This window comes from Streptomyces sp. NPDC002619 (genome assembly GCF_042889305.1).
In the GTDB taxonomy this organism is placed as follows: Bacteria; Actinomycetota; Actinomycetes; order Streptomycetales; family Streptomycetaceae; genus Streptomyces.
On the sequence record NZ_JBIAQV010000066.1, the window covers coordinates 1 to 26,749 of the forward strand.

The 26,749-nt window shown below is 67.6% G+C and carries 23 protein-coding genes and 4 pseudogenes; 19 read left to right on the forward strand and 8 right to left on the reverse strand.

Translation table 11 applies throughout. The features are described from left to right. The first annotated feature begins 672 nt into the window (after positions 1-672). From ACFYXB_RS41625 to ACFYXB_RS41670, 10 genes are all read left to right on the forward strand, one after another. Positions 673-1,479 (forward strand): IclR family transcriptional regulator, encoded by an 807-nt coding sequence (locus tag ACFYXB_RS41625; protein ID WP_389590370.1) that lies wholly within the window; start codon positions 673-675, stop codon positions 1,477-1,479. 50 nt (positions 1,480-1,529) lie between these two features. Further along, positions 1,530-2,576, forward strand: coding sequence for a zinc-binding dehydrogenase (locus tag ACFYXB_RS41630; protein WP_389590371.1), 1,047 nt, complete (start codon positions 1,530-1,532; stop codon positions 2,574-2,576). Positions 2,577-2,592: 16 nt separating this feature from the next. Beyond that, a complete protein-coding gene (locus ACFYXB_RS41635; protein ID WP_389590372.1) occupies positions 2,593-3,579 on the forward strand; it encodes a hypothetical protein in 987 nt (328 codons plus the stop codon). Further along, positions 3,576-4,757: a mandelate racemase/muconate lactonizing enzyme family protein gene (locus ACFYXB_RS41640; RefSeq protein WP_389590374.1), complete on the forward strand. Its 1,182-nt coding sequence runs from the start codon at positions 3,576-3,578 to the stop codon at positions 4,755-4,757. The genes ACFYXB_RS41635 and ACFYXB_RS41640 overlap by 4 nt, the downstream gene beginning before the upstream one ends. Before the next feature lie 52 nt (positions 4,758-4,809). Then, positions 4,810-6,168 (forward strand): ABC transporter substrate-binding protein, encoded by a 1,359-nt coding sequence (locus tag ACFYXB_RS41645; RefSeq protein ID WP_389590376.1) that lies wholly within the window; start codon positions 4,810-4,812, stop codon positions 6,166-6,168. A 7-nt stretch (positions 6,169-6,175) separates the two neighbouring features. Then, positions 6,176-7,102 carry a carbohydrate ABC transporter permease gene (locus tag ACFYXB_RS41650; RefSeq protein WP_389590378.1) on the forward strand — a complete coding sequence of 309 codons (927 nt, stop codon included), beginning with the start codon at positions 6,176-6,178 and terminating at the stop codon, positions 7,100-7,102. A 13-nt stretch (positions 7,103-7,115) separates the two neighbouring features. Next, complete coding sequence (locus ACFYXB_RS41655; RefSeq protein ID WP_389590379.1) at positions 7,116-7,943, forward strand: carbohydrate ABC transporter permease; 828 nt, start codon at positions 7,116-7,118, stop codon at positions 7,941-7,943. A 30-nt stretch (positions 7,944-7,973) separates the two neighbouring features. Then, the gene (locus tag ACFYXB_RS41660; protein ID WP_389590381.1) at positions 7,974-8,708 is read left to right on the forward strand and encodes an SDR family NAD(P)-dependent oxidoreductase; all 735 of its coding nucleotides are present in this window, start codon (positions 7,974-7,976) and stop codon (positions 8,706-8,708) included. Between the two features lie 46 nt (positions 8,709-8,754). Beyond that, a complete protein-coding gene (locus tag ACFYXB_RS41665; RefSeq protein ID WP_389590383.1) occupies positions 8,755-9,615 on the forward strand; it encodes a fumarylacetoacetate hydrolase family protein in 861 nt (286 codons plus the stop codon). A 96-nt stretch (positions 9,616-9,711) separates the two neighbouring features. Continuing rightward, a complete protein-coding gene (locus ACFYXB_RS41670) occupies positions 9,712-12,609 on the forward strand; it encodes an FAD-binding and (Fe-S)-binding domain-containing protein (protein WP_389590385.1) in 2,898 nt (965 codons plus the stop codon). Positions 12,610-12,818: 209 nt separating this feature from the next. Here ACFYXB_RS41670 and ACFYXB_RS41675 read toward each other — a convergent pair whose 3' ends face one another. Then, positions 12,819-13,154 carry a transposase gene (locus ACFYXB_RS41675; RefSeq protein ID WP_389590386.1) on the reverse strand — a complete coding sequence of 112 codons (336 nt, stop codon included), beginning with the start codon at positions 13,152-13,154 and terminating at the stop codon, positions 12,819-12,821. Positions 13,155-13,262: 108 nt separating this feature from the next. Further along, positions 13,263-13,862, reverse strand: coding sequence for a BlaI/MecI/CopY family transcriptional regulator (locus tag ACFYXB_RS41680; RefSeq protein WP_389590387.1), 600 nt, complete (start codon positions 13,860-13,862; stop codon positions 13,263-13,265). A gap of 310 nt (positions 13,863-14,172) precedes the next feature. Here ACFYXB_RS41680 and ACFYXB_RS41685 point away from each other — a divergent pair. The 3 genes and pseudogenes from ACFYXB_RS41685 to ACFYXB_RS41695 form a co-directional block, all read left to right on the forward strand. Beyond that, positions 14,173-14,742, forward strand: a pseudogene (locus ACFYXB_RS41685) (RNA-guided endonuclease TnpB family protein); the annotation flags it as partial. Between the two features lie 597 nt (positions 14,743-15,339). Further along, positions 15,340-17,127, forward strand: coding sequence for a group II intron reverse transcriptase/maturase (gene ltrA, locus ACFYXB_RS41690; RefSeq protein ID WP_389590389.1), 1,788 nt, complete (start codon positions 15,340-15,342; stop codon positions 17,125-17,127). 96 nt (positions 17,128-17,223) lie between these two features. After that, positions 17,224-17,850, forward strand: a pseudogene (locus ACFYXB_RS41695) (RNA-guided endonuclease InsQ/TnpB family protein); the annotation flags it as partial. A gap of 258 nt (positions 17,851-18,108) precedes the next feature. Here ACFYXB_RS41695 and ACFYXB_RS41700 read toward each other — a convergent pair. Continuing rightward, a complete protein-coding gene (locus ACFYXB_RS41700) occupies positions 18,109-18,222 on the reverse strand; it encodes a DUF6207 family protein (protein ID WP_389590390.1) in 114 nt (37 codons plus the stop codon). 136 nt (positions 18,223-18,358) lie between these two features. Between ACFYXB_RS41700 and ACFYXB_RS41705 the strand changes: the two genes are divergently transcribed. The 5 genes from ACFYXB_RS41705 (at position 18,359) to ACFYXB_RS41725 (ending at position 22,087) form a co-directional block, all read left to right on the forward strand. Further along, the gene (locus tag ACFYXB_RS41705; RefSeq protein WP_389590391.1) at positions 18,359-18,667 is read left to right on the forward strand and encodes a helix-turn-helix transcriptional regulator; all 309 of its coding nucleotides are present in this window, start codon (positions 18,359-18,361) and stop codon (positions 18,665-18,667) included. Next, a complete protein-coding gene (locus ACFYXB_RS41710; protein WP_389590392.1) occupies positions 18,667-20,193 on the forward strand; it encodes a helix-turn-helix domain-containing protein in 1,527 nt (508 codons plus the stop codon). The genes ACFYXB_RS41705 and ACFYXB_RS41710 overlap by 1 nt, the downstream gene beginning before the upstream one ends. Positions 20,194-20,312: 119 nt before the next feature. Further along, complete coding sequence (locus tag ACFYXB_RS41715; RefSeq protein WP_389590393.1) at positions 20,313-20,510, forward strand: hypothetical protein; 198 nt, start codon at positions 20,313-20,315, stop codon at positions 20,508-20,510. A gap of 404 nt (positions 20,511-20,914) precedes the next feature. After that, positions 20,915-21,490, forward strand: a complete 576-nt coding sequence (locus ACFYXB_RS41720; RefSeq protein ID WP_389590394.1) for a transcriptional regulator — start codon at positions 20,915-20,917, stop codon at positions 21,488-21,490. A 204-nt stretch (positions 21,491-21,694) separates the two neighbouring features. Further along, entirely contained in the window at positions 21,695-22,087 is a 393-nt protein-coding gene (locus ACFYXB_RS41725; RefSeq protein ID WP_389590395.1) for an HIT family protein, read from the forward strand. On the opposite strand, the pseudogene ACFYXB_RS41730 reads toward ACFYXB_RS41725, so the two are convergent. Beyond that, positions 22,073-22,207, reverse strand: a pseudogene (locus ACFYXB_RS41730) (IS3 family transposase); the annotation flags it as partial. The gene ACFYXB_RS41725 and the pseudogene ACFYXB_RS41730 sit on opposite strands and share 15 nt — an antisense overlap. Positions 22,208-22,536: 329 nt before the next feature. Then, positions 22,537-22,994: pseudogene (tnpA, locus tag ACFYXB_RS41735) on the reverse strand (IS200/IS605 family transposase). A gap of 11 nt (positions 22,995-23,005) precedes the next feature. Between tnpA and ACFYXB_RS41740 the strand changes: the two are divergent. Then, the gene (locus ACFYXB_RS41740) at positions 23,006-24,175 is read left to right on the forward strand and encodes an RNA-guided endonuclease InsQ/TnpB family protein (protein WP_389590396.1); all 1,170 of its coding nucleotides are present in this window, start codon (positions 23,006-23,008) and stop codon (positions 24,173-24,175) included. Between the two features lie 94 nt (positions 24,176-24,269). On the opposite strand, the gene ACFYXB_RS41745 is transcribed toward ACFYXB_RS41740, so the two are convergent. The 3 genes from ACFYXB_RS41745 to ACFYXB_RS41755 all read right to left on the reverse strand — a co-directional run bounded on the left by ACFYXB_RS41745 (position 24,270) and on the right by ACFYXB_RS41755 (position 26,238). Continuing rightward, positions 24,270-24,872: a hypothetical protein gene (locus ACFYXB_RS41745; RefSeq protein WP_389590397.1), complete on the reverse strand. Its 603-nt coding sequence runs from the start codon at positions 24,870-24,872 to the stop codon at positions 24,270-24,272. Between the two features lie 152 nt (positions 24,873-25,024). Beyond that, positions 25,025-25,480 (reverse strand): DUF1153 domain-containing protein, encoded by a 456-nt coding sequence (locus ACFYXB_RS41750; protein WP_389590398.1) that lies wholly within the window; start codon positions 25,478-25,480, stop codon positions 25,025-25,027. 152 nt (positions 25,481-25,632) lie between these two features. After that, positions 25,633-26,238, reverse strand: a complete 606-nt coding sequence (locus ACFYXB_RS41755; RefSeq protein ID WP_389590400.1) for a hypothetical protein — start codon at positions 26,236-26,238, stop codon at positions 25,633-25,635. Positions 26,239-26,749 lie beyond the last annotated feature (511 nt).

Consider the following 26,749-nt stretch of genomic DNA (forward strand, 5'->3'; position numbering starts at 1 on the left):
TCAGCCGGTCCGTGAAACAGGAACCCGTAAGCCGGGCGACCGGCCGAACCCCCTCATAAGGGAATCCCCCTCGCTCACGAGGGGGAGGAAGTCAATGGTACGCATCCGGCCGCCTGTGGAGCGTGCGGGCAGGTTGACGCCTGCCGTCGACTCGGTACTGGCCTGATAAGGGGGCTACGGGCCTCATAAGGGTGATGCCGCCGCGGCACCACCACACCTTGCAGAGTCGAACGACCAGCCCTGGCAGCACGAAGAAGCTTTCGTTCCTCGACCCCGTCTCACCGAGTCCGGCAGGAGCAGTCGACCCCGCTGGACGACTCGACCGGACGTGCTCAGCCAGCTCGGCTGCACCGTCACTCTCAACCCGATCGAAGGCGCAGCCTGGCCATCCACAGACCAGGCATCCGGCGGGTCACCGCCCACGGGCATCCAGCCTGCCCAAAAACTCCCTGACCTGGACTTACTTACGCGGCAGAGCCGCATTCTGGAGTCGCCGGCGACCCGCGGCGGTTCGGGTACGAGGCCGGGACTGGTCGATGCCCTGACTGCTCGCCTTTACCGCGATCTTGCCGGCGCTCAACGAATCGGAGTCCGTCATGCCTTGACGCGAGCAGCCGCAGAGGGTCAATATCCCCGGAGCCGGTCCACATTTCTGAGAAGGAGTCCACATACATGGACAACGACGTTAAGTCGGCGTCGCGGACGATCGAGGTCCTTGACCTGCTGGCGTCGCATGCGGACGGGCTGACGCTGTTGGAGATCGCGGGCGCGCTGGGCTGCCCGAAGAGCAGCGCGCACGCCCTGCTCGCAACGCTCGCCCGCAAAAACGTCGTCGCAGCGACTCCCACGGCTCGTGGGTCCGTCTTCAAGCTCGGGCACCACATCTTCGAAATCGGCCAGGCATATGCCAGTAATGTCGATCTTATCCGTGATAGTCGCGATATCGTCCGCAGGCTGGTTGACACCTGCCTGGAGACGATGCACGTCGCTGCTCTGGACGGCGGGCAAGTGGTGTACCTGGCCAAGGAGGAGGGGCGCCAGCCCATGCGGATGGTGTCGGCCCTCGGCCGGCGCTTCCCCGCCTACGGCACCGGCGTCGGCAAGGTCCTGCTCGCCGGGCTCGACGACTCGGCCGTCCGGGATCTGTTTCCCACTGCGGAGCAGATGCCAAGGCTGACACCGAACACCGTCGACGACCCGGCTCGACTGATTGCGGAGTTGGCAGAGACGCGGCGGCGGGGCTACGCCGTCGAGACCGAGGAGTCGAGCGTGGGGCTTGGCTGCATCGCTGTGCCCCTCTACGACTCCAGCGCCCTCGTGGCGGCCATGAGCATGTCGGTGCCGACCGCTCGCTTTCCCCAAGAGCGACGCGACGAACTACTGGTCCAGCTGCAGGCCGGTGCACGAGAGCTGTCGACGCGCCTCGGCGCGTCGTCCTATCCCGGCCGGATCAGCCCGGGTACCACGCGCTGTCTGTGACCGCGCCGACCATCCCCACCACCACAGATGCGACACAAAGGACCGTTGAATTGAGAGCCCTGGTATACGAGGCCCCGGAGACCATGATCCTTCGGGAGGTGGAAGCGCCTTCGCCGCGGCCTGATGAGGCGATCATCCGGGTGGCCTATTCCGGCATCTGCGGCTCTGAGCTCAGCGGCTTCCTCGGCCACAACAGTCTCCGCAAGCCGCCGCTGGTCTTCGGGCACGAGCTCTCCGGTTGGATCGAGTCGGTCGGTGAGGACGTAGCTGGGCTGGCCACCGGGACACCGGTGACGGTGAACCCGCTGGTCACCTGCGGGCGGTGCGATTACTGCGTGTCCGGGCGCCAGCCGCTGTGCCCACAGCGGCAGCTGCTCGGCGCGCACCTTCCCGGCTGCAACGCCGACCTCGTCGCCGTACCCGCCGCGTCCGTCCTCCCCCTGCCGGACGGCATGAGCCTGCGCGACGCCGCGATGGCCGAGCCCGCCGCCTGCGCCGTGCGCGCCGTCGAAACCAGCGGCATCGGTCCCACCTCCAGCGCGCTCGTCCTGGGCGCCGGACCGATCGGTCTGTTCATCCTGCAGATCCTGGAGCAGTACGGCGTGGTCCGGCGTTTCGTCGCCGACCTCAACCCGGCCCGGCTGGCGATGGCCACCGCGATGGGCGCCACCGCGGTCCGGCCCGGGCCGGACGGCGTGGCCGCCGCCGTCCTCGAGGCCACCGGTGGTCGCGGAGTCGACGTCTCCTTCGACGCGGTGGGCTCACCGCAGACGCGCAGGGACTGCCTGTCGAGCACGGTGCCCGGCGGCGAGCTTGTCCTCGTCGGGCTGCACACGGACGAGACGTCCTTCCCGGTCAACTCGATCATTCGGTCCCAGGTCACGCTCAGCGGGGTCTTCGCGTACTCGGCGGCCAACTTCCGCACCGCACTGCGGTGGCTCGAGGCCGGTCGGATCGGCCTGCAGGAGGGCGTCGTCGTGGCGCCGCTGTCGGACGGACCGCAGTGGTACGCCCGGCTGGTCGGCGGGGATGGCGCAGCCAAGGTGCTGTTGCAGCCCGGACACGGCCAGGACGCCGACGCGGACAAGAGGGCCTGAGTCCGTGAGCGTTCGTGTGAGCAGTGAATGGAGCTACCGGAACCTGCAGGCGCTCGTGATGGACAACGAGTTCCTCCGCGTCGTCGTGCTGCCCGAGCTCGGCGGCAAGATATGGCAGCTCACCGCCGTGCGCAGCGGTCGGGATCTCCTGTGGCACAACCCGCGCCTCACGGCACGGTCGATCCCCTTCGGAGCGACCTACGACGACGTCTTCCTCGGCGGATGGGACGAACTGTTCCCCAACGACGTGCCAGAGGAGCTCGCCGGCGAGCCGTACCCCGATCACGGCGAGCTGTGGGCCTCAGCCTGGGACTGGACCGTCGAGCGCGAACCCGGAGAGGTGCGCCTCGTCCTCACCCTCCGAGCGCCGATTTCCGGTTGCGACATCGAAAAGACGCTGACACTGCGCTCGGGCGAGTCACACCTGCGCGTGCGCTCTCGGATCACGAACGAGGGCCACACGGCACTGCCCTTCCTGTGGAAGCAGCACGTTGCGGTCCCTGTGAGTGAGCGGGCGAAGATCGGGCTTGGCGCCCGGACGATGTACGTCGAGGACTTCGGAGCCCCACGCGCCGGCGGCCCGGGCGAGACCTACACATGGCCCCTCCTGGTCGGCCCCGAGGGCAGCTCGACCGACATGAGCACAACGCTCCCGCCCGACTCACGCGTGAGCGAGTTCCAGTACGCGACCGAACTCGACGGCGGCTGGTGCTCGGTGACGTACGAGGACGGCACGGGCATCGGGCTGGCGTTCGACCCCGGGGTGTTCCGGTCGTGCTGGCTGTTCGCGTCCTACGGCGGGTGGCGCGGCCACGAGGTCCTCGTTCTCGAGCCCTGCACCGGCTATCCCGCCTCCGTCGCTGAGGGCCTCGAAGCCGGTACGCACCAGGTGCTGGCACCCGGGCAGACCGTGGAGACGGCCCTCACCGCAGTTGTCTACGAGCAGATCGCCGAGGTCTCGGGCATCGCACCCGACGGCGGCGTGGAAGGACAGTCCCTGTGAAGGTCGAATCCGTCGACATGTTCTACCTGGCGATGCCCGAGGTCCATGACATCGGCGACGGCAGCCAGGACATGCTCCTTGTCCGGGTACGAGCCGGCGACCACACCGGATGGGGGGAATGCGAAGCCTCGCCGCTGCCCTCGATCGCCAGCCTGGTATGCCCGATGTCGCACAGCGCCTGCCACCCGGTGCTCGACTCGGTGCTGGGAGCGCGGCTCGACGGCCCCCAGGACATCGGCCGGATCGTGCGTGCGGTGCGTGCGAACAGCCTCGACCTGTTGCAGGCCGAGCACACCCTCTCCGGCATCGAGATCGCGCTGTGGGACCTGATGGGCAAGGCGCTCGAGCAACCCGTCTACGAGCTGCTCGGATACGACCGCTCTCAGCCCAAGACGCCCTATGCGTCGTCCTTGTTCGGCGACACGCCCGAGGAGACGCTGCACAAGGCGCGCGCGGTCCGGTCGATGGGCTACCGGGCGGCGAAGTTCGGCTGGGGCCCGTTCGGCCGCACGACCGTGGCCGCCGACGCCGACCAGGTCCAGGCGGCGCGAGAGGGCCTGGGATCCGAAGGGGTACTCCTCGTGGACGCCGGCACCGTGTGGGGTGAGGACGTCGAAGCGGCCGCGCTGCGCCTGCCGGTGCTGGAGGAGGCAGGGGTCGTCTGGCTGGAGGAGCCGTTCAACTCGGGGGCACTGGGGGCCTACCGCGCTCTCGCCGACCGGTGCGGCCGGCTGCGGCTTGCCGGCGGCGAGGGGGCACACAACCCGCTGCTCGCCGAGCACCTCATCGACTTCGGCGGTATCGGCTTCGTCCAGATCGACACCGGGCGCATCGGCGGCATCGGTGACGCCAACCGGGTCGCCCAGTACGCCCAGGCCCGCGGCGTGCAGTTCGTCAACCACACGTTCACCTCACACCTGGCACTTAGTGCCTCACTGCAGCCGTTCGCGGGCAGCGAAGGCGACTGGATCTGCGAGTACCCCGTGGAGGCCAAGCCGCTCGCCCGGGATCTGACCCGCAACCACCTCACGCTCGACGAGTCCGGATGCGTGGCCGCCCCGGAAGCGCCCGGGCTGGGCATGACCCTCGACCTCGACGCCGTGCGGCCCTATCTGCTCGACGTCGACATCACCGTGGGCGGCAAGACCCTCTACAGCACGCCCGACCTGACCACCTGAACTTGGCTCTACGTCCCGGCCACAGCGCCGGGCCGACCACCGGAGTACGCGGATGAAACGAATCCAAGGCATCATCGCCGTCACCTGTGCCGCCCTCCTCACCCTCTCCGGATGTGCTTCGGCGGCGTACCAGGCGCGCACCTCCGGTGGCACGCTGGCCAGCAAGCCCGCAGGCACCTACCCGACCGGCCCCGTGAAGCTCGTGATCTGGTGGTGGGGCGAGCAGGAGGCAGCCGGTGCCAAGGGCTGGCTCGCCGACACGGTCGCTGCCTACGAGAAGCTGCATCCCAACGTCAAGATCGAAACAGTACTGCAGACAACCGACAGTCTCGTCCCGGCGTTTCAGGCAGCCGCGGCGGCCAACCAGGGCCCGGACATCCAATACTTCTGGGGCGGCATCAACGCTCAGGAGCCCGCGTGGGCGGGGCACGTCCTTCCGGTTTCGGACTACATACCCGCCAGCGAGCTCAAGCACTACCTGAACGCGTCGACCGAGGACTCCTACAAGGGGAAGATCCTCACGGCGCCCTGGTACGTCAACCCGCAGTTCCCGGTGCTGGTCCGAAAGGACGTTCTGGCGGCCCACGGGCTGAAGACCCCCACGACCTGGTCCGACCTCCTCTCCACCTGCGACAAGCTCAACGCGGCCGGTATCACCACGCTCGCCGGCGGCGTCAAGGACGGTTGGTTCGGAGGCTGGCTGTACTCCATGATCGACGGCCAGTCGGTGTCGTCCCCGTCCGATGTGACGGCAGCCGTCACCGGCCAGCAGAAGTTCACCGACCCCATGCACGCGGCCTGGTGGCAGCGGCTGCAGGAAACCGTCGACCACCACTGCTGGAACGCCGACATCAACTCCCAGCAGCTCTACCAAGCCCAGCAGCAGTGGGTGTCCGGTAAAGCGGCAATGACCATCACGGCCGGAACGGACGCACCGAACTTCGTGAAGAAGGTCGGAGCCGACAAGGTCGAGATCACGACCATGCCGAAGATCGGCAATGGCCCCTACGCAGGGAAGATGGGTACGACCTCGCAGACCGTCGGCATCACCCCCTGGACCAAGTACCCAAAGGTCGACGCCGATTTCATCGAGTTCATGCATACGCCGCAGCGGCTGCAGGCCTGGTACGACAAGACCGGCTCCATGCCGGCGGACGACCGCTTCGACATGTCGAAGGTGACCGACCCTGTCAAGCGCCAGCTCTTCCAGATGGCCCTGAACGGGGCTCCGTACCTGGAGAACTACATCCCCGCCGCACTGGACTCCAACGCCGTCTTCACCAACGTGCAACTCGTCCTGCAAGGCAAGCGGACCGCGGACCAGGCCGCGGCGGACATGCAGAGCCAGGTCGAGCGGCTCCGCCTGACCGACAGGTCCCTGGTGAACGACTTCAAGGCATGGAAGCGGTGACCGATCAATGCCCGTAGCCACTACTCAAGCTGCCCCCGCCGCGGTGGCCGTACCACAGCCGCAGCGCCGCCGCGCCCTCAACTTGGGCATCCTGCCGTGGGTAGCACCCGCGGTGCTGATCATCCTCGCCGTCTTCGGATACTCGCTGTTCGAGCTGTTCTCCCAGTCCCTGCAGTACCAGGGCACATGGGCCGGGATCGAGAACTTCAAACTGGTGCTGACCGATCCGCTGTTCCTTACCGCGATCTGGCACAACGCCCTGCTGCTGCTCGTCGTTCCCGTGCTGCTGGCCCTGTCGCTGGGCGTCGCAATTCTGCTCCTGGAGACGAAGCGAGGGCTGCGCGGCTACCGCGCCGCCTTGTTCTTCCCGTACATCCTTCCCATCCCCGTGGTCGGAGTGGTGTTCGGCCAGCTCCTCCAACTCAACGGCGGGCTCAACCAAGCGCTCCGCAGCGTCGGCCTCGCAGGACTGGCCAGCGACTGGCTGGGCGATCCGTCCCATGCGCTGTGGACCATGGCGGCCATCATCGTCTGGAAGGAAGTCGGCTTCGGCATCATCCTCTTCCTCGCCCGCATGCTGTCCCTGCCGGCCGATGTGTTCGAGGCCGCGCGGCTCGACGGCGCCGGCTTCTTCCGGATGCACTGGCACGTGACGATCCCGCAACTGCGCGGCATCGTTCTCTTCTACATCGTCAACGAGGCCATCGTCATGGTGTCGTGGGTCTTCAACTACGTCTATGTCATGACGAACGGCCAGGGCGGCCCGGGAAGCTCCACTGTCGTATCCGAGCTCTACATCTACCGCGCCGCCTTCGCGGACCAGACCCCGGAACTCGCCGCAGCGGCAGCAGTGCTGCTCTTCATCGCGACGCTCGGGCTCATCGTCAGCTTCTTCCGCCTGCAGCGCTCGGGCGAAGGCGCGTTCGGCGACTGAAGGGGAAACATCAATGTCCACCAACCGTCTCGGCGCCCCCCTCAGGCACCTCATCCTTCTCATCCTCACCGCGGCCGCGCTCGCGCCCGCGTACCTGATGGTCACCGGAGCGCTGAAGTCTCAAGACGAATTCCTGCAAAGCCCGTGGTCGCTGCCCACCTCCCCGCGCCTGGGGGCCTTCCGCGCGGCCCTGGGCGACCAGCTTATGCAGTGGTTCCTGAACTCGGTCGTGCTCACCGTCGCTGCCGTGCTCATCACGGTGACGATCGCAGCCATGGCCGCGTGGGGGCTGGTGCACTGGCCGTTCCGCGGCAGGGACACGGTCCTGGCGCTCACCGTGTCCCTCATGGTCGTCCCTCCCGTCGTGCTGCTGCTCCCGCTGTTCCAGCTCGGTGCCAAACTCGGATGGATCTCGACGTACCGAATCGTGATCATCATCTACGTCGGCCTGATGCTGCCCTTCTCCATCTACCTGCTGGCCAACTTCTTCCGGGCGATCCCAGCGAGCATCTTCGAAGCCGCCGCGATCGACGGCGCCTCAGCGTGGCGCACCTTCTGGCGCATCGTGCTTCCGCTGTCCGGGCCGCCCGTCGCCACGCTGGTCGTCGTCAACCTCCTGTGGGTGTGGAACGAGCTGCTTCTGGCACTGGTCTTCCTCCAGAGCGACTCCAAAAAGACGCTCATGGTCGGCCTCACCGGCTTCCAGAGCCGGTACAGCCTCGACATCCCCACCGTGATGGCAGGCATGTCGCTCGCCGTCCTGCCGCTCGTCCTCGCCTACCTGTTCGGGCAGCGCTATTTCATCCAGGGCCTGACCGCCGGCGCCGTCAAGGGCGAGTGAACCACCCGTAGGACACACAGGGAGATCATCGTGGATTTCATCGGACGCCGTGCCGTCGTGACCGGCGGAGCCAACGGCATCGGTGCGGCAACAGCGGCACGGCTGCAGCGGGACGGCGCCAGCGTCGTCGTCCTCGACATCGAGTCCGGCGACCGCCCGGCGGACACAGTCACTGTCGACCTCTCCGACGCCGACGCGGTGCTGCGGGCCGCGGATCAGGCGAGTGAGCGGCTCGGGGGAGTGGACATCCTCGTCAACTGCGCCGGCATCTCACTGCCCAGCCGCGCCACCGAACTGGACATCGACGCCTACCAGCGCACCCTCGCTGTGAACCTGCATGCTCCGGTCCTGCTCATGCGCCAATTGTGCGGCCCGATGAGCAGGGCCGGCTACGGCCGGGTGGTCAATGTCAGCAGCATCCACGCACGCTTCACCGAGCCGGGCTCGCTGGCCTACGACGTGTCAAAGGCCGGCTTGGAGGCAGCCTCCCGGACTGCGGCGATCGAGCTGGCTACGACCGGCGTGCTGGTCAACGCAGTTGCGCCCGGATTCGTCGCCACCCGCATGTCGGTGGTGGACGGCGTGGACGAGCTCGACAGCGACTCGTTCCACACCGTCTACATCGACAACGACCGGCTGCCGATGCGCCGCGCAGCCCAGCCTCACGAGATCGCCGAGGCCGTTGCGTGGCTCGCCAGCGAGGACAACCTCTACGTCACCGGCCAAGTACTCACGGTCGACGGAGGCCTCACGGCACGGTTTTGACCCTCATCGGCCGCACCCCACGCCCCTACGAGTCATTGGAGGACTCATGCAACTCATCCGCCTCGGTCCCATCGGCGAGGAGAAGCCCGCAGTACGCATCGACGCGACCACCTACGTCGACGTCTCCGACCTCGTCGATGACTTCGACGAATGCTTCTTTGCCCGCGGCGGGCCGTCGCTGCTCACCGACGCCGTGGCCGAACGGATGGCCTCGGGCGCTACGGCCACGCTGAACGGGCAGCGAGTCGGGGCGCCGATCGCCAGGCCGCACCAGATCATCTGCATCGGCCTGAACTACAGCGACCACGCCGCCGAGACCGGCCAGGCCATCCCGGACGAACCCATCGTGTTCAACAAGGCACCGAACACGCTCGTCGGCCCGAACGACACGGTGTACATCCCCCGCTACTCGACCAAGCCGGACTGGGAGGTCGAGCTCGGCGTCGTCATCGGCAAACAGTGCCGGTATCTCGCCGACGAGGATGAGGCTGCCGACGCCATCGCCGGCTACGTGCTCGTCAACGACGTCAGCGAGCGAGCGTTTCAGCTCGAACGCGGCGGTCAGTGGGTGAAGGGCAAGTCGGCGGAGACCTTCAACCCGTGCGGACCGTACCTCGTCACCCCTGACGAGGCCGGCAACGTCGACAACCTGGGCATGTGGCTGGACGTCAACGGCGTCCGCCGACAGACCGGCTCCACTGCCACGATGCTGTTCGGTGTGACGCACTTGGTGCACTACCTCAGCCAGTTCATGGTCCTGGAGCCCGGCGACCTCATCAACACCGGAACCCCTCCCGGCGTCGGGATGGGATTCACCCCGCCGATCTGGTTGCAGCCCGGCGACGTCATGGAGCTGGGCATCGACCACCTCGGCACGCAGCGGCAAGCCGTGGCCGCCGCGCCCTGAACGGCCGAACGATCGATCGCCGACTGCACGCAGCCGTGCGACGCCCGACCGGCTGATGAGCTGGAGCAACGCCAGAACAACCCGAAAGGACCGTCGATGCCGCGCAGTTGGCACCGGCCGAACGCCGACGAAGACCGCGCCCCAGACGGCGGGCTGCCGGCCCCCTCAAAGGGCCTGCTGACCGACCTGCGCACAGCGCTGTCCGGATCCGACCGCGTGCTGCACCGAGCGTCGGACCGACTGGCTCGGGCGCACGACGCCTCCCACTACCTGCTGACGCCACAAGCGGTGGTCGCGCCGGACAGCGCCGAGGAAGTCGGCCGGCTCCTGCGCGCCACCGCGGCCCTCGGCGTTCCCCTGACCTTCCGTTCCGGCGGCACGAGCCTGAGCGGCCAGGGCGTCACCGACGGAGTGCTGGTGGACACACGCCGCCACTTCCGCGCCATCGAGGTACTCGACGGCGGCGCCAGGGTCCGCGTGCAGCCCGGCGCCGTGGTGCGGCAGGTCAACGCCCGACTCGCACCGTTCGGCCGCAAGCTGGGACCGGACCCCGCCAGCGAGAGCGCCTGCACCGTCGGCGGTGTCATCGCCAACAACTCCAGCGGCATGGCGTGCGGCACCCGCCACAACACGTACGCGACCCTGGACTCGCTCACACTGGTGCTGCCCAGCGGCACCGTGATCGACACCGGCGAACCCGACGCCGACGAGCGCCTGCGGGCGCGGGAGCCGGAGCTTTACGAGGGCCTCGACCGGCTGCGCCGGCGGATCCTGGCGAACCCCGAGTCGGTGCGCACCATCCGCCGGCAGTTCGCCATGAAGAACACCATGGGCTACGGGCTGAACTCGTTCCTGGACCACAGCCGGCCGGCCGACGTCCTCGCCCACCTGGTAGTGGGCAGCGAAGGAACGCTCGCGTTCGTCGCCGAGGCAACCTTCCGGACCGTCCCGGTCATGCCGCACGCCGCCACCGGGCTGCTGGTCTTCGACACACTGAGCGCCGCGACCGGGGCGCTGCCGGCCCTGGTCGAGACAGCCCCAGCAACGATCGAACTCCTCGACGCGGCATCGCTACGGGTCGGGCAGCTCGACCCGCAAGCCGACCGCGTCCTGCGCGAGATCGCCGTCGCGAACCACGCGGCCCTGCTCGTGGAATACCAGGAGCAATCCGCCGACGCGCTCGCCGACCGCACCGCCGACCACAAAGAGGTGTTCCAGCAGCTGCCGCTGTCAGCACCGGCACACCTGACCGGCGACCCGCGATCACGCAACCGCCTCTGGCACGTCCGCAAGGGGCTCTACGCCGCCGTCGCCGGCGCCCGCCCCTCCGGGACGACGGCACTGCTGGAAGACATCGTCGTCCCGGTACCCGCGCTGCTGGCCACCTGCGAGGCACTGACCCGGCTCTTCGACCGGCACGGGTACCACGACAGCGTCATCTTCGGCCACGCCAAGGACGGCAACGTCCACTTCATGCTCAACGAGCGCTTCGAGGACCCGGACAACCTCACGCGCTACCACCGCTTCAGCGAGGACATGGTCGACCTCGTCCTGGGCCACGGCGGCTCGTTGAAGGCCGAGCACGGAACCGGCCGGATGATGGCGCCCTACGTACGACGGCAGTACGGCGACGAACTCCACGACGTCATGCGCGAGATCAAGCGCCTGTGCGACCCCGCCGGCCTCCTCAACCCCGGCGTGATCATCAACGACGATCCCAACGCCCACGTTCAGCACCTGAAGTCGAACCCGACAGTGGAGCCCGAGGTCGACCGCTGCGTCGAATGCGGGTACTGCGAGCCGGTCTGTCCCAGCCGCGACCTCACCACCACCCCGCGCCAGCGCATCGTGCTGCGCAGAGCCATGGCCGCAGCCGAGGCGCGAGGCGACCTCCAACTGCTGCGCGAACTCGAGGAGGACTACGCTTACGACGCGGTACAGACCTGCGCCGTGGACGGCATGTGCCAAACCGCGTGTCCCGTCCTCATCAACACCGGCGACCTCGTCAAACGGCTCCGTGCCCAAAACCAGGGCAAGTTGTCCGAGGCAGGGTGGCGGGTCGCTGCCAAACACTGGGGCGCCACGACCAGGGCTGCCGCGCTCGCGTTGGACGTCGCCGCCTCGCTCCCCGCGCCGGTGGTCACCGGCGCCACGAAGGCCGCGCGGCGCGTCGGTGACGAGGACACTGTCCCGCTGTGGACCCCTGACCTGCCCCGCGGCGGCCCGGCCCGGCGACGCCTCACCGACCAGGAGAGCGAACGCGGCGGCCACCGCGAGGCGGACGCCGTTTTCTTCAGCGCCTGCGTCGGCTCCATGTTCGCCACCACCACACGCGAGGCCGGCGCGAGCCGGGCCTTCGTGGAGCTCAGCCGGCTCGCCGGTGTGCGCCTCGCCCTGCCCCCCGGGCTGGACAGCCTGTGCTGCGGCACACCATGGTCGTCCAAGGGACTTCGCTCAGGCCACGACACGATGAGGCAGCGGGTACTTCCCGCGCTGTGGGAGGCCAGCCGACATGGCGAGCTTCCCGTCGTGTGCGACGCCTCGTCGTGCACCGAAGGACTCAGGTCCAGCCTCGCGGCAGCCGCGGAGGGCGGCCCCTACGACGGATTGCGCGTCATCGACGCGGTCGAGTTCGTGTCGCAGCACGTGCTCGAGCGGATCGAGGTCAAACGACGGCTGCCTTCCCTCGCCCTCCACCCCACGTGCTCCTCCACCAGACTCGATCTCGACGGTGCGCTCCGCTCCCTGGCCGGCGCGGTAGCGGATGAGGTGGTCGTGCCGCAGGCCTGGGGGTGCTGCGCATTCGCCGGCGACCGGGGCCTGCTGCATCCCGAGCTCACCGCCTCGGCGACAAGGGCCGAGTCCGCCGAGCTGGCAGGGCGCACCTACGCCGCCTACGCGTCGTGCAACCGCACCTGTGAGATCGGCATGACCCGCGCCACCGGTCACGAGTACCAAAACATCCTCGAACTCCTCTGGGAAGCCGTGCGCTGACCCGCTCGCCCGGACTGGGACGACGAGCTCGGGTGCTGGATGGTCTCACGCGGGCACTTCACCGCACTGGCCGAGGGACTGCTGCGACGCTATCCGCGTGTGGCACTGGCGCGCGAATTCAACCGTGAGGAAGCCTGCACTACGTCATGCAAGAACGCGTCGGGTCCGTATTGCACATGCTCCTGCCAGGCCCGCAATCACGGCGGCGGTCACTGTGGTGACCGTCCTGATCGTCGACGAACGGCTCTGTTGGGTAGGGGACATTCCAAATTCCCAATTCCCAGGTCAGGACAGGTTCTTGTCGGGTCCGAGACAACCCGCCAACCCCGACCTGACCATCGACCATGAAGGCCCGGCCCCGACAGCCCGGCCCCGGCTTCGGCCTCTTGGGTGGCACGGGCCTTCTTCACCCAGCCCCGCAGGGACTCCGAACTGATCCCGAGCTCCCGGGCGACTTCGGTCACCGTTCGGCCCGACGACCGCACGAGCTCGATCGCGTCCCGCTTGTACTCGTCCGAGTACCGATTCGTGAACTTGCTTCCCACCTGACACTGCCTCCTCTGGAACCTCAGATCCCAATCTCCAGGTGTCCACGATCAAGGGGAAGCTTCAGAGTCGATCGGCCTGGTGGGGCTGCCCGCGCGGGCTGTTGCTTACTTCTCGGCGTTCGCTGCCTGCCGCTCATGCGATTCGGGTGTCTGTTCGCCGGGTGCTGCCGCGTAGAAGACCGACTTGCCTTGCTTGGACCGCTCGACCAGTCCCTTGGCGACCAGGTTTTCCACGGTGGTGCGTACGACCGTGGTCTTGACGTTGCGTTCAGGGTGGGCTTGTGAGAGTGCCGAGGTGATTTCTGCGGCCGATCGCGGTTCGGACTCCTGCGCCAGATGCCGGTTGACGAGTTTGACGAGCGTGGGCTGGGCTGCCTCGGCGCGGGTATTGGGTGTCTTGGCTGCGGCCTGCTGTGCCGTGTCTTTGTGCTTGCCCTTCTTGCGGCGGGAGGCAGTTGGAGTTTCGCGGGGCCCGGGGACGGCTGCTGTCTCGACCGCGGTGGGAACCGGATTGTCGCCTGCCAGCGCCTTCTGCACACCGAGCAGCACGGCTTGGTCTTCCTGCAGCGCCGTCAACTGCTCCTGGAGCGCGGTGACTTCGGTGCGGAGACGTTCCTGTTCCTTGGCGTTGCGCTCGAGGTCGGCAGTTACCTGTTCGGCGTATTGGGCCTTGATTCCGACTGTGTGCGGCTGGACTTCGGACATGGCTGCAACCTCTCGTAGGCGCTCGTAGTGCTGGGGGCGGATCGTACTCGTTGGTTTCGTCGGCTGTGAGGCACCTGTTGAACTGGCGTTTACCGCCCATTCTTTCACGGCGCGCCACAACTGATGGATCGCGTGATGCCGCGATGCTGCTGCTCACCTGATTTCTTCCAGGAGGCCCCGGCCTTCAGGCCGGGGAGGAATGGATCCTCGGACCGGAGCCGCGAAGCGGCGGAGTTCTCTACACGTATGCCCTGACCTGCACTTTCATGATATGATCAGCCCAATTCTGGTCTGAATGGCGGGGGTTGGGATGGGTGAGGTGGAACACGCCCGGTACACGTACCGGCTGCGCGTGTCGTCCACTGCGCTTGCCCGGCTGGAGGCCGAGTGGGCGCGCTGTCGCTGGGTGTGGAATGAGTGCGTGGCGATGTCCCGCAAGGTCCACCGTCTGAACAAGACGAGTGCGGAGAAGGTCACGTGTGGTCCGGCGCAGCTGGACAAGATGCTGACCCAGGCCCGGCAAGCGATGGGATGGCTGCGGGAGGGAGCTTCGGTGCCTCAGCAGCAGATCATCCGGGACTTCGCGAAGTCCCGCGCGAAGGCGCTCAAGGACGTCAAGGCGAAGCTGCCGATGCGGCAGCGGGCCGGGATGCCGAGGATCAAACGCAAGCGGGAGGCCGCGCCGTCGCTGAACTACACGCGGCGCGGGTTCTTGCTCAACAACGGACACCTGCATCTGGCCGGCGGAATTGCCCTGAGGGTGGTGTGGTCCCGTGACCTGCCATCCGATCCGACGAGCGTACGCGTGTACCGGGACAGCCTCGGCCACTGGTACGCCAGCTTCGGTGCGACACGAGGTCGCTCCATTCAAGTGGGGACAACCCACGGAGAGAAGGAGTACGGGTTGTCTCCCTGATTTGTGTCCAAGATCAGTCCCCAGGTCCGCATGCGTCGCTGGCAACGGCGGGGTGTGAAGCCGGACCGAAAGCCCAAGGGGTCCCGAACCGTCCGGGGACCACAGGCGAGGGGAAGGTTGGAAGGGTGAGCACGCGCGAACCTCTGGCGATGCCCCGTCAGCGTAACGGCCAGAAGACGGAAAGCAGAACTGGCCGACAGGCCCTCGGCGTTGAGGAGCGCCAGGTGGCCGCCCTGGACGAATGCAGGGCGGCGTGGACACCACCGGGCTCGGGGTAAAGGAGGCACCCTCCCCAGCCGCACCTTGATGGAGCGGAACGTGGAAACCCTGTTGCGGTCTGCCACTGGCAGTAGGCAATCCGCAAGGTGAGCCGATGCCGCAGCGGGAACAGGATGGTCCAAAAAGCGAATGCCGACAGGTCGAAAGGCCAGGGGAAAACGCAGCTGCCTGCTCCGAGGCGGCGCGCATAACCCGTCGGATACGGGCGGTTGCCTGGCCCGAAAGGGCGCTGACGTGGACCGGGTGGAACTTTGAAGAGAAGGTGAGAAGGGACCCGAACCGATGGGCAAGTTGGACACCGCGCCGGCTGGTGTGGTGAACGGACCTGAGGACGTTCCGGGATTCGACTGGCACGGCATCGACTGGGCCAGCGAGGAAGGGAGCGTACGGCGACTTCGCCAGCGGATCTTCAAGGCGTCGCAGGAAGGGGACCTGGCTAAGGTCCGCAACCTGCAAAAGCTCATGCTGCGATCGAGGAGCAACACGCTGGTCAGCGTGCGGCGAGTCACGCAGCAGAGTTCCGGCCGCAAGACCGCCGGGGTCGACGGAGAAGTGGTCCTGACTCCGAAAGGGCGGGCACAGCTCGCCACGGAGATCCAGGAGGCACCTCTCCGACGGCCCGATGCGGTGAAGCGGGTGTACATCCCAAAGAGCAACGGGAAGCAACGTCCACTCGGTATCCCGGTGATCAGAGACCGTGTCTCGCAGGCACGGGTGAAAAATGCCCTGGAGCCGGAGTGGGAGGCCCGGTTCGAGCCCAGGTCGTACGGCTTTCGTCCGGGGAGGAGCTGTCATGATGCGATCGAGAGCATTTTCTCGATGACGTGCCGCAAATCCCAGGTACGGGAGTGGGTCCTGGACGCGGACCTGTCGGCGGCATTCGACCGTATCCATCACGACCGTCTGATGCAGTCCATCGGCTCGTTCCCCGGCAGGGAAGCAATCCATGGGTGGCTCAAGGCGGGAGTGATGGAGAACGGCCAATGGGCCCCGACAGAGGAAGGGACGCCTCAAGGGGGAGTGATCAGCCCACTGCTGCTGAACATTGCTCTGCACGGAATGGAGGAAGCCGTAGGGGTCGGATACCGGATTCGCAAGGGCATGGAGCCCGGTGCGAAGCCCGGGACCCCGGTCCTTGTTCGGTACGCCGATGACTTCGTGGTGCTCACGCACTCGAAGGAGGAGGCTGAGCGGGCCAAACGGGAACTGGCGTTGTGGCTGGAGCCCAGAGGGCTCCGCTTCAACGAGGAGAAGACCCGAATCACCCATCTGGGAAAGGGCTTCGACTTCCTCGGATTCAATATCCGGAGATCCAGCGAACGCAAGGTCGTCATCCGGCCGAGCAAGGACGCGGTGAAAAGAATCCGGGAACGGCTGCGAACAGAGGTGAAGGCGCTGAACGGTGCCAACGCCGCAGCGGTACTGAGAACACTCACACCGATCGTGCGTGGGTGGGCGACGTACTACCGGGGGGTGATGTCCTCGAAGATCTTCGGATCGCTGGACACCTACGTCTGGAAACTTACCTTCAAGTGGTCCAGACGCAGCCATCCCAACAAGTCGAAGGACTGGGTGCGCGCCCGGTACTTCGGCACCTTCAACAAGTCCCGGGCAGACAAGTGGGTGTTCGGTGACCGAGTCTCCGGCGCCTACCTCTACAAGTTCGCCTGGACCCCGATCGTCCGGCACGTCCGGGTGAAGGGCACGGCGTCGATAGACGATCCGTCCCTCCAGGACTACTGGGCTAACCGGCGCAGAAAGAAGGCGCCCCCCGTGATGGACAAGACCAGCCTGAACCTGGCTTACCGCCAGCAAGGACTGTGTCCGCTCTGCAACGGGGCCCTGATTACCGGGGCCGAATACGAACCGGACAATCCGCGGGAGTGGGTCGAATGGTTCGCGGCTGTGGCGAAGAAGCTGCACAAGCACCACTTCGTCTACCGGCGAGACGGGGGCGGGGACGACTGGAAGAACCTCCGCCTCGTACACGCAGACTGTCATCGGCAGCACCATGAGGCCGACGACAGGATGACCGAACGGAAGAGCAGGCGTCCAGTGGGTTCTGCTTGAGCCGTGTGCGGTGTGAGTCGCACGCACGGTTCTGAGGGGGCCGGGACACGGCGACGTGTCCCGGCTACCCGACTCGTCCAGGCGTCCACCGTGAACCTTCCCGCCACCGGCCGCGTCATAGGCGTGGACTGGGGCGTGAAGGAGACCGCGACCACCACGTCCGACGCCCACGACCTGCCGCACGCCCAGCACGGGAAGACGGCCGCGCGGAAACTGGCCCGCTACCAGCGGATGATGGCACGCAGGCGTACCCCGAAGAACCGACCCGACACCGCCGGGTACCGCAAGGCCCGCAAGGCTGCAGCGAAGGTGTCGAAGAAGATCGCCCGGCAGCGGCAGGATGCTGGCCGCAAGTGGGCCAAGACCGTCGTCCGCGACTTCGACCAACTCGCAGTGGAGGACTTCCGGCCGAAGTTCCTCGCGAAGACCACCATGGCCTGCAAAGCCGCAGACGCCGCGATCGGTGCCACGAAGGCGGCACTGGTCGAGATGGGCCGCAAGCACGGCCGGACCGTGCACCTTGTCCACCCCGCGCACACCACCATGGACTGCGCACAGTGCGGAGCGAGAACCAAGCACGCACTCCCCCTCTCCGAAAGGACCTACGCGTGCACCGCGTGCGGATCCGTCTCGCCCAGAGACAAGAACTCCGCCCGCGTGATGCTCGTCCGGGCTGGTCTCAACCCGGCTAGTGCTGATCTTGTAAGCCCTGCCCCCTGCTAGGGGTCAGGCAAAGTGAGCTAGGAATCCCCCTCCTTCAGGAGGGGGAGGAGTCAAAGGGATGACCGTGTTCTTGAACGCTGCGCCGGTGTGGCTAACGAGTTCCCGCTCACTTCCCCCTGTGGCGGCGGACCATGCCTCATGAATGGCGGCGTGCTCCAGCACCGCTTCGGGCCGGGGGAGCACCTGCCGGAGGCCGGCGTACAGGCGGATCCGCACGCCCGGCTGTCCCGGGTCGTACGGTCGGCTCGCGCGGTCCCCCTACATCTGGGCGACGGCGTTCTGGAAGGCGAATACGGCCGCGTCGTCTGCGCCCGCGACATCGATGACGAGTAGCCCGGGTTTGGCCACGTGCGCTTCTTGGATCGGTTCCACATCCGTCTGTACGCGCGCCCGGCTGCAGCGAGGTTCTGCGCGTGTGCCCGATTCCCCCGAGCAAGTCAGTCTTCGTGACGGGACAGCAATGCGATATACGCATCATGCATGAGTTATAAGCGATAGATTCGGCATCATGAGCATGAGTCTCGAAGAGCGGGTGCGGTCCGCGGTCGCGGCGCTCCTGCATGCGGCCGGCGAGTCGCAGACCGATCTCGCCGCCGCCTTGGGGGTGAGTCAGGCGCAGGTGAGCCGCCGTCAGTCCGGCACCGCGGCCTGGAGCCTGACCGACTGCGAAGCAGTCGCCGCGCACTACGGCATCAACGTCCTCGAACTGCTGGCGGGACCCACCCGGGCCATGGAGGCGCTGCCCGCCGGGCGCCGCCGTGTTCCTGGCCGTCAGGCCAACACCGCACGTCCTGCGGCCGTCGAGGGGGGAGTGTGATGACGGATTTCGGCGCGATCGATGCATTGCTTGCCGGGGCCAGGAAGGAGGTGGCGCTGCCGTCCGCCGAGGAGCGGCGCACCTTGCGTGAAGAGCTGAACCTCTCGCGCGCCCAGCTCGCGCAGGCCTTGGGCGTCAGTCCCTCTACGGTCGGGGGCTGGGAGTCCGGGCGGGACCCGAGCGGCGAAGTGCGGGAGAAGTATGCGTACTTCCTCAAGGGGGCGAAGACCAAGCTGGCCGTCGAGGCGGCTGAGGATGCGCCGCCCGAAGAGCCCGAGGACGATGTTCTCGAGGGTGCTGAGCAGAGCATTGGCCGGGACGACGACGTTGACGTGCTCGCCGTGCCCCAGCCCTGCGTGCTGTGCGGGCAGCCTGCCCGCCACCAGGTCGCGGGATTCCCTCAGCACCTGGACCCCGCCGAATGCGGCACCTCCGAGCCTGCGGCGCCTGAGAAGCCGACTCCGCGCAAGGAGCCCCGGCGTCCAGAACCTTCCGGCGGGCAGGGGCAGTCGGGACGCGGGGTCAGGGTCGTGCCCGTCGGCCGCCGCATGCAGACCGCCGACGCGCCGGACCTGATCGGCTCCGCCGTCGAGGCCGCGCTCGCCGAGCACTGCGGGGACGCGGAGGCGGCGACCAAGGCGCTGGTGAAGCGGGCGATCCCGGACGCGATGGCGCTGCTGGACCACAGCCGTAAAGGCGGCCGCTACGAGGTGGTCGCGCACCCGTGGCTGCCCGACGTGCTGCGCAAGCAGTCCTCCCGGGGCGCCGACCAGATCTGGGAGGCCCGTCCCAAGTGGGCGAGACCCGAACTGCCGCCCAGGGAGCACGAGGTGACCGCGCTCGACATCAACGGCGCGTATTTGAGCGCGCTCAAGACCCATCTGCCGCTCGGCCAACTGGAACACTCCACCGGCAACCACCACGACCGACGCCGCGCCGGTGTCCACCTGATCACCCCGCCCGACTGGGACCACGACGCCTACCTGCCCAACCCGATCGGCAGCCGGGACGAACCGGGACCGCTGTGGGTGACCGAGCCGACCCTGCGCCTGCTGCTGCGGATTTCAGGTCCGAAGTACGGCCTGTGCGACCCGCCGGAGGTCCACGAGTCGTGGACCTCGGGGGCCACCGAGGGCCTGCTGGAGAAGTTCCGCATCACCCTGAAGGACGCCCGGGACCGGGCGATCGCCGAGGACGACGAGGTGACGCTGGAGTATGTCAAGGCGATGTACTCGAAGTTCGTCTCCACGCTGGGGGAGTCGAACTACAACCGGGAGCTGTACCGCACCGACTGGATGCACCTCATCCGCTCGCAGGCCTTCGCGAACCTGTGGTGGAAGGCCCACCGCGCCTACGACGAGGGCCTGATGGTCGTCCGCGCGATGGGCACCGACGAACTGCATGTCATCGGCGACTGGCGCGCGGTGTTCCCCGAGGGACGCGGCGTCACCGAGGTGAAGATCAAGGACGTCTACACCGTCGGCACCCCCGACACGACGGACCAGCGGACTGGACCGAAGAGCTGAGCCATCTCCGGCGAGGCGGCTGAGATGAGCGACGGCGCGCAGGTATCCGCCACTTCGCCTACTGGGACGAGGTACCGGCCAACACGTACATGTCGAAGACCCAGTGACGGGATCTGGACGTGCCGCGTCAGCCGGAAGGACCGGTCCGCGCCACGGTGGAGGGCCACGACGGCGTCGGCCGCCGCGATACGTTCGACCTCTACCTGATCAGCGAGTCGGTACCGATCTCCGCGAGTGCCGCCCAGCCGGATGCGGCCGGCGCCCGCCGTACGACAGTGCGCCCTTGCCGAGGCCGAGAGCTGGCGGCCCGTCCGTGACCGCGACCGTGCTGGCCCAGCAACTCCACGCGACGGTGGAGCTGCGGCGCGGGAACGAACGACCTGCACCACACATGCACGGCAAGCACGACAAGCTGCTGAGACGGCGCGAACCCGTGCCGAGCGCTCGACGACGTGAACCCCGCCTTCCGACGGCATGACGGAGGCCAGGCGGTCCCTGACCGCTCCAAAGGTACGGCGGGGTCTCGCAAGTTGATCGTGTGCTTGCGCCGGCTTCAGAGTGAGGCGTCATGGTGACAGCGAGCAGTGAAATTCCGCTGCACTCACCGGTCTTCAAAGCCCCTGACGCTGCACTTCGAGCCTCGGAAGCCGCTATTCTTGGCTCACCTAGAAGTACATGCGCTTGCGGTGTCGTCAATTACGCGCAGGCTGAGGAGTCGAGGATGCCGGAGAGGAATATCGAGTTCGGCAAATTCGGGGCTCGCGGTATCAAGGGACATGAGGCCGTCGCCCGCCAGCTCGATGGGCTCGCCAGCTTCATCGCCACGCCGATCACGGCGCGGCGTGGCCTGCTCGCCCGTCTTCACTACCTCACCCGCACCGACCACGCCCGCCAGGCGGCGCGCGAGGCCGGCCTGACCGTCACCGACCGCACGCTCAAGGCGTGGCTGGACGGCAAGCGCAGCCCCTCGAAGAAGAACCTCGAACGCATCGAGACGGCCTACCGAACCGTGCGCCGCCACAACGTCGTCCGCTACCTGCTCGCGCGCCTCAACCGTGAAGGCCGCGGCACCCGCGTCGAGTTCCACCCGCTCAACCAGTCCCAGGTCGATCGGCCCCGCCAGCGTGTGGTCTCCTACCGCACGCTCAACGTCCGCCACTGGGACCGCATCGTCGAGGCGTGGGCCAACGACGACGAAGAGGCCCTGGACGACGCCTGGATCAGCGGCGCGGTGGTGGACCTCGGCTCCGAGTGGGGCCAGTACGAGTACGTCACCAACATCGGCTTCGCGGCCTGATCAGGAGACGGCGCCTGGAGCTGCCTCTGGCCGGTGCTCATCCTCGCCACCGCTACGACGTCGGTCTGGAGGTCGGCCTTCCGCCGCACAATGGTGGAACTCGACACGGCGATCAACTCTCGGATGCCGAAAACGAGGAGCCTCATGACTACGGTCCCATCCCCTGACCGGAGCACCCCAGAGTGACGTGGTGGCGCGGGAACCGTGGACCTCGACGCGTATGCAACCCGGGTCCGGATCGGGCCGTGCTTCGTCGGCGCGTATCTGGCTGGAGACCCGGACTACCGGCGCGACGCGGTCTACGAGGACGAGGCCCATGTGGCCTTCTTGGACCGGTGGCCCACCGTGCCGGGCCAGGTGCTGGTGGCGCCGAAGGCGCACATCGAGCACGTGGTCCGGGACATGGACGAGGCCGCGTTCAACGGGCTGATGCTCGTGGTGCGCAAGGTCGCGTTGGCCGTCGAGGCGGTCTTCGCGCCGGAGCGGACATATCTGCTCTCGCTGGGAAGCCAGCAGGGAAACGCCCACCTGCACTGGCACATCGCAGGACTGAGGTTGATCCCCGGGGGTGGACACCGGGTTTCACGCGACGAGTGACAGCGTACGTGACGTGATCAATTGCTGTTCGTACTCGGCTGGCGCGAGGTGGCCGAGGGCGGAGTGGCGGCGGCGCCGGTTGTGGTACGACAGCCACCTGAACAGCTCCAGCCGTGTCTGTTCCACTCCCTCCCTCAACGGCCGAGCGGTACGCCGTTCCGGGAGGACCAAGGTGAATCAGGAATTCTGACGCACGTGCTCGCAGCAACACTCCACGGTTCCCGTGGACGGCCCCCAGCACCACGCTGACCTGCGAGCTCACCGGCATCACAGAGCAATCGGTTTCGGCCGGAACGAACCCCACCAGCGTCCCGTAGCGGTATCAGCCCACGTCAGAGGCAGACGGAAGCACCCCAGCGCGCGCCACAGGATTTACCACGCCCCCGGCGCGCACCGAAGGTGCGCTGGATCGCTGACCTGCAGGTTTCCACGGGTCCGCACTGTTGACCTTAGCCGGGACGCTTCTGGTTCTCGATGTACTCCTTGATGATCGACAGCGGGGCGCCGTCGCAGGAGGCCGCGAAGTAGGACGGGGGCCAGAAGTGATGGCCCCACAGGTACGTGTGGATGTGCCCGGGAAACTCTCCCTCAGTCTTCGACCGGGAGGTACCCCCAGCCGGAGCCTGCGGGCGGAGACACCTTTGAGGGAGCCGACCAGCCGGGACGGGGAGACCTTCGGCGGGTAGTGCACCAGGAGATGCACGTGGTCGGTCTTGCCGTTGAACTCGACCAGCTCCGTTTCGAAGTCGGCGCAGACGGCGCGCATGACTTCCTCGCAACGTCGAAGGATCTCGTCCGTGAACGGGCCGCGCCGGTACTTGGGTGTGAAGACCAAGTGTGCGTGGAGGGTGTGGACGACCGTACGGCCCCTGCGGATATGGGGGTTTGGCTCCCAGCGTGGTGACATAGAGCAATGATATGAACACGGTCGTGAAGATCGTCGTGCAAGTGAAGCTGATACCGGAGGCCGACCAGGCCACCGCGCTTCTCGCGACCCTGCACACGGCCAACGAGGCCGCGAACTGGGTGTCGGCAGTCGCGTGCGAACGCGGTGTTCCGCGTGAATACGAGCTGCGCAGGCACACCTACGCCGAACTTCGGGCGCGGGGACTGGGAGCGCAGGCCGCCCAGCACATCATCAAGAAGACCCGCGACGCCTACACCACGCTCAAGGCCAACATCCGCGCCGGGAACCTCGGTAAGCCTGGATCGAAGCGTCGCGTCAAGGCCGAGACGAAGCCCATCACCTTCCGGCGCGAGGCCGCGCAACCGTATGACGACCGGTGCTTGAGCTGGCAGTACGACGCGCAGACCGTTTCGATCTGGACGACCGCCGGGCGTGTCAAGAACGTCCGCTTCGCCTGTTCCCCGGATGCACTCAAGATGCTCCGGGAGCACCGGCAGGGCGAGTCTGATCTGATCGAGCGTGACGGCGTGTTCTACCTGATCGCGACCTGCGACGTTCCCGAGGCCGAGCAGTACGAGCCCGACCACTTCATCGGCGTAGACCTTGGAATCGTCAACATCGCCACCACGTCCACCGGCTACCAGGCAGCCGGGCGTGGCCTGAACCGCCACCGCAAGCGGCAACTCGACCTGCGCCGCAAGCTGCAGGCCAAGGGCACCAAGTCCGCGAAGCGGCTGTTGAAGAAGCGCAACCGGCGCGAACAGCGGCACGCCGCCAACACCAACCACATCATCGCCAAGACGATCGTGACCGAGGCTGAACGCACCTCGGCCGGACTCTCCCTGGAAGAACTCAAGGGAATCCGGCAGAGGGTACGGCTCCGCAAGCCCCAACGGGTCGCGCTGCACTCCTGGGCCTTCGCCCAGCTCGCAGACTTCATCGTCTACCAGGCCCGCAGGGCCGGCGTGCCCGTGGTCTTCGTCGATCCCGCCTACACCTCGCAGCAGTGCTGCGGGTGCGGCCACATCGACAAGATGAACAGGGCAAGCCAGGCCCGCTTCACCTGCCGGAACTGCGGGGTCGTTGCCCACGCAGACCGGAACGCTTCCCGCAACATCGCCCGCAAGGGCGAGGCTGTGTGGACTGCGGGGCGTGAGTCACGCGTCCCTGCCACCCCATAGGGGTGTCTGGACGGAGGAGCCCACCCAGCAGCCAGTTGGGCGCTACCTCCAAGCCCGGTCCCTTAGGGCCGGGTCAAGTTGACGGCATGGTCCATCAGCCGGTGCCGCCCGTGCCGCCGGTGCCGCCCATGCCGCCGCTCTCACAGCCGAGCCCCAGGCAGATCCCGCCGTTGCCGCCCGTGCCGCCGCGGCCGCCGTCGCCGGTGCCCACCGCGGCTCCGCCCGTGCCGCCGGTGCCGCCGTTGGCGCTGCCGCCGCAGATCCCGGCGCAGATCCCGCCCTTGCCGCCGGTGCCGCCCTCGCGGCCGGGCGCGCCGGTCGTGCCGGTGCCGCCGTTGGCGCTGCCGTTGCACAGTCCGGCGCAGATCCCGCCCGGGCTGCCGTTGCTCCCGTTGACGGTTGCGTTGCAGTTGCCCGCACACACCCGGTCGCCGATCCGCACACTGCCGTCGCTCGCCTTGATGTTGCCGAACTGGCCGCTGCCGAAGATGTTGCCGAACTGGCCGCTGCCGAACTGGCTGCCGCCGCCCGGCCGGGCGTTGTCGGCGGGAAGCTGCCGGGCGGCCACCATGGCCGTATGGCTCTGCGGCACCGGCGCCGCCATCGCGGCCGGCGCCAGCGCGCCGGCCGCCACACCGGCGGTCAGGGCGGTCGAGACCGTGAGACCGAGACGGACCTTCCAAGAGCGCATACGCATGGCATTCCTCTTTCCAAAGAATTATTTTCCGTAGCGCGGTTTCCGCTGTATCGAATAAACCCGGTCATGGGCCTCGCCGTCACGGCCCGGGAATTCGGGGCTTGACAGGAACGCCCCGGCCCGCACCGGGCCGGGGCGTCGGGGGGAGTTCCTCAGGAGTCGAAGAGGGAATTCAGGCCCATCAGCGCGGCCCAGTCCCCGTCGCGGAACTGCTTGTCCCAGGTGTCGAACTCCTTCTCGGAGATCTTGTACTTCTTGACGACGTCGGCCTTCTTCGCCTGCCCGGACTCCACGGTCAGCACGATCCGTATCTTGTCCACGTCCGTGAGATCCGACTTGGGCTTGTCGGGCAGGTCGGCGAACTTGAAGCAGCCGAGCTGGCCGGGCTTGCCGGGCTCTCCCGGCTGACCGGGGGCACCGCCCTTGCCGCCTTCCCCGCCCTTCCCGCCTTCCCCGCCCTGGCCGCAGTGGGACGGGGCGGCCGGGGTCATCTGGCTGGTGCCTGTGGTGACACCCGGCGCCGCCTGGGCGGCGCACGCGGTGCCGGTGGCGAGGGCCACCGAGGCCACCGCCAGGACGAGCGGACGCTGCCAGCGAGTTCTGGACATGGGGGTTCTCCGTTTTCCTTGATCGAGGTTGTGGTTCTGCGGGCGCTGCGCCGGCCGTCCTGCTCCGCGCACTGGTCAATGGGGTGCGGGGGTGGGGGGGGTTGGGGGTGGGGGCGGAGGCCGCGCGGGCCGCCCCCACCGGGGCGAGACGGTCAGAAGATGCTGCCGCCGCCGCCGCCGCCGGCGCCGCCGCCGCCGCCCTGGCCGCCGAAGAGGACGCCGAGCCCGCCCGCGCCGCCCTTGCCTCCGTTGCCGCCCTGGAAGACACCGAAGCCTCCGTTGCCGCCCTTGCCTCCGTTGCCGCCCTTGAGGATGCCGTCGCCGCCGGTGCCGCCGGTGCCGGCGCTGCCGCCGAACAGGCCGGTGCCGCCGTTGCCGCCGGTGCCGCCGTTGCCGCCGACGACACCGTCGCCGCCGCCGCCACCGCCGCCGCCACCGCCGCCGGACAGGATGCCGTCGCCTCCGTTGCCGCCCTTGCCTCCGTTGCCGCCGGTGCCCAGGACGCTGCCGCCGCCGGAGCCGCCGGCGCCGCCGCCGCCGCCGATGAAGCCGCCGCCTCCGGCACCTCCGTCGCCGCCGGCGCCGCCGCCGTGGACGAAGCTCACGACATGCGCGGCGGGCATCGGGGCGGCCATCGCGGCGGACGCCGGAAGGACGATGCCCCCGGTGATCACCGCGGCCGAGGCGGCGAGTGTCGCGAGGCGGAAGCCCCGGCGCTTGGAACGGACGTCGCTGTTGGTGTGAAAAATACGGGTCATGGGTTCTCTCCTACCGATACAGGGGGCTCTTCTGTCTGCCCCGGAAATTTCGGGCGACGGCTGGCGGACCGTTTTTACCGGACCGCCACACCGGGACAACTCGCGGTTTCGGTGAAAGAGAAAACCCTCTGTGAGGATTTCCGTCCTACCGTCCTGCCTCATTTATTTTCCGGATTTCCTTTCCGGTGAGGCCCGCACTTCAAGTAGGCCCCACGGACACCGCACGGTCACGTTCCGAGAGGTCGTGACTTGACCCAGCGGGATGAATCGGGTAAAGCGCACAAAGGACGCCGCACGGTAGTCCTGGGACACCGTGCGGCGTACGTGCGCCAGCGCCGCCTAGTACTGCAACGACACTCCGTGACGTTGCGGGTGCGGCGTCGTTGATTGCTGCGTGGGGGAAGAGATAACTGACGGCTGGTCAGGTGCCTTTGATGACTTCGTGGCGAGGTTCGCGGGCCGATTCGGCCGGGTGGAGCCCCGGCGTCGGATGGTGTCCTACCTGCGGGGA

Coding starts and splice junctions, on each gene's coding strand:
- ACFYXB_RS41625 (WP_389590370.1), top strand. CDS start 673: ATGGACAACGACGTTAAGTCGGCGTCGCGGACGATCGAGGTCCTTGAC.
- ACFYXB_RS41645 (WP_389590376.1), top strand. CDS start 4,810: ATGAAACGAATCCAAGGCATCATCGCCGTCACCTGTGCCGCCCTCCTC.
- ACFYXB_RS41650 (WP_389590378.1), top strand. CDS start 6,176: ATGCCCGTAGCCACTACTCAAGCTGCCCCCGCCGCGGTGGCCGTACCA.
- ACFYXB_RS41655 (WP_389590379.1), top strand. CDS start 7,116: ATGTCCACCAACCGTCTCGGCGCCCCCCTCAGGCACCTCATCCTTCTC.
- ACFYXB_RS41665 (WP_389590383.1), top strand. CDS start 8,755: ATGCAACTCATCCGCCTCGGTCCCATCGGCGAGGAGAAGCCCGCAGTA.
- ACFYXB_RS41670 (WP_389590385.1), top strand. CDS start 9,712: ATGCCGCGCAGTTGGCACCGGCCGAACGCCGACGAAGACCGCGCCCCA.
- ACFYXB_RS41680 (WP_389590387.1), bottom strand. CDS start 13,862: ATGTCCGAAGTCCAGCCGCACACAGTCGGAATCAAGGCCCAATACGCC.
- ltrA (WP_389590389.1), top strand. CDS start 15,340: ATGGGCAAGTTGGACACCGCGCCGGCTGGTGTGGTGAACGGACCTGAG.
- ACFYXB_RS41705 (WP_389590391.1), top strand. CDS start 18,359: ATGAGCATGAGTCTCGAAGAGCGGGTGCGGTCCGCGGTCGCGGCGCTC.
- ACFYXB_RS41710 (WP_389590392.1), top strand. CDS start 18,667: ATGACGGATTTCGGCGCGATCGATGCATTGCTTGCCGGGGCCAGGAAG.
- ACFYXB_RS41720 (WP_389590394.1), top strand. CDS start 20,915: ATGCCGGAGAGGAATATCGAGTTCGGCAAATTCGGGGCTCGCGGTATC.
- ACFYXB_RS41740 (WP_389590396.1), top strand. CDS start 23,006: ATGAACACGGTCGTGAAGATCGTCGTGCAAGTGAAGCTGATACCGGAG.
- ACFYXB_RS41745 (WP_389590397.1), bottom strand. CDS start 24,872: ATGCGTATGCGCTCTTGGAAGGTCCGTCTCGGTCTCACGGTCTCGACC.
- ACFYXB_RS41750 (WP_389590398.1), bottom strand. CDS start 25,480: ATGTCCAGAACTCGCTGGCAGCGTCCGCTCGTCCTGGCGGTGGCCTCG.
- ACFYXB_RS41755 (WP_389590400.1), bottom strand. CDS start 26,238: ATGACCCGTATTTTTCACACCAACAGCGACGTCCGTTCCAAGCGCCGG.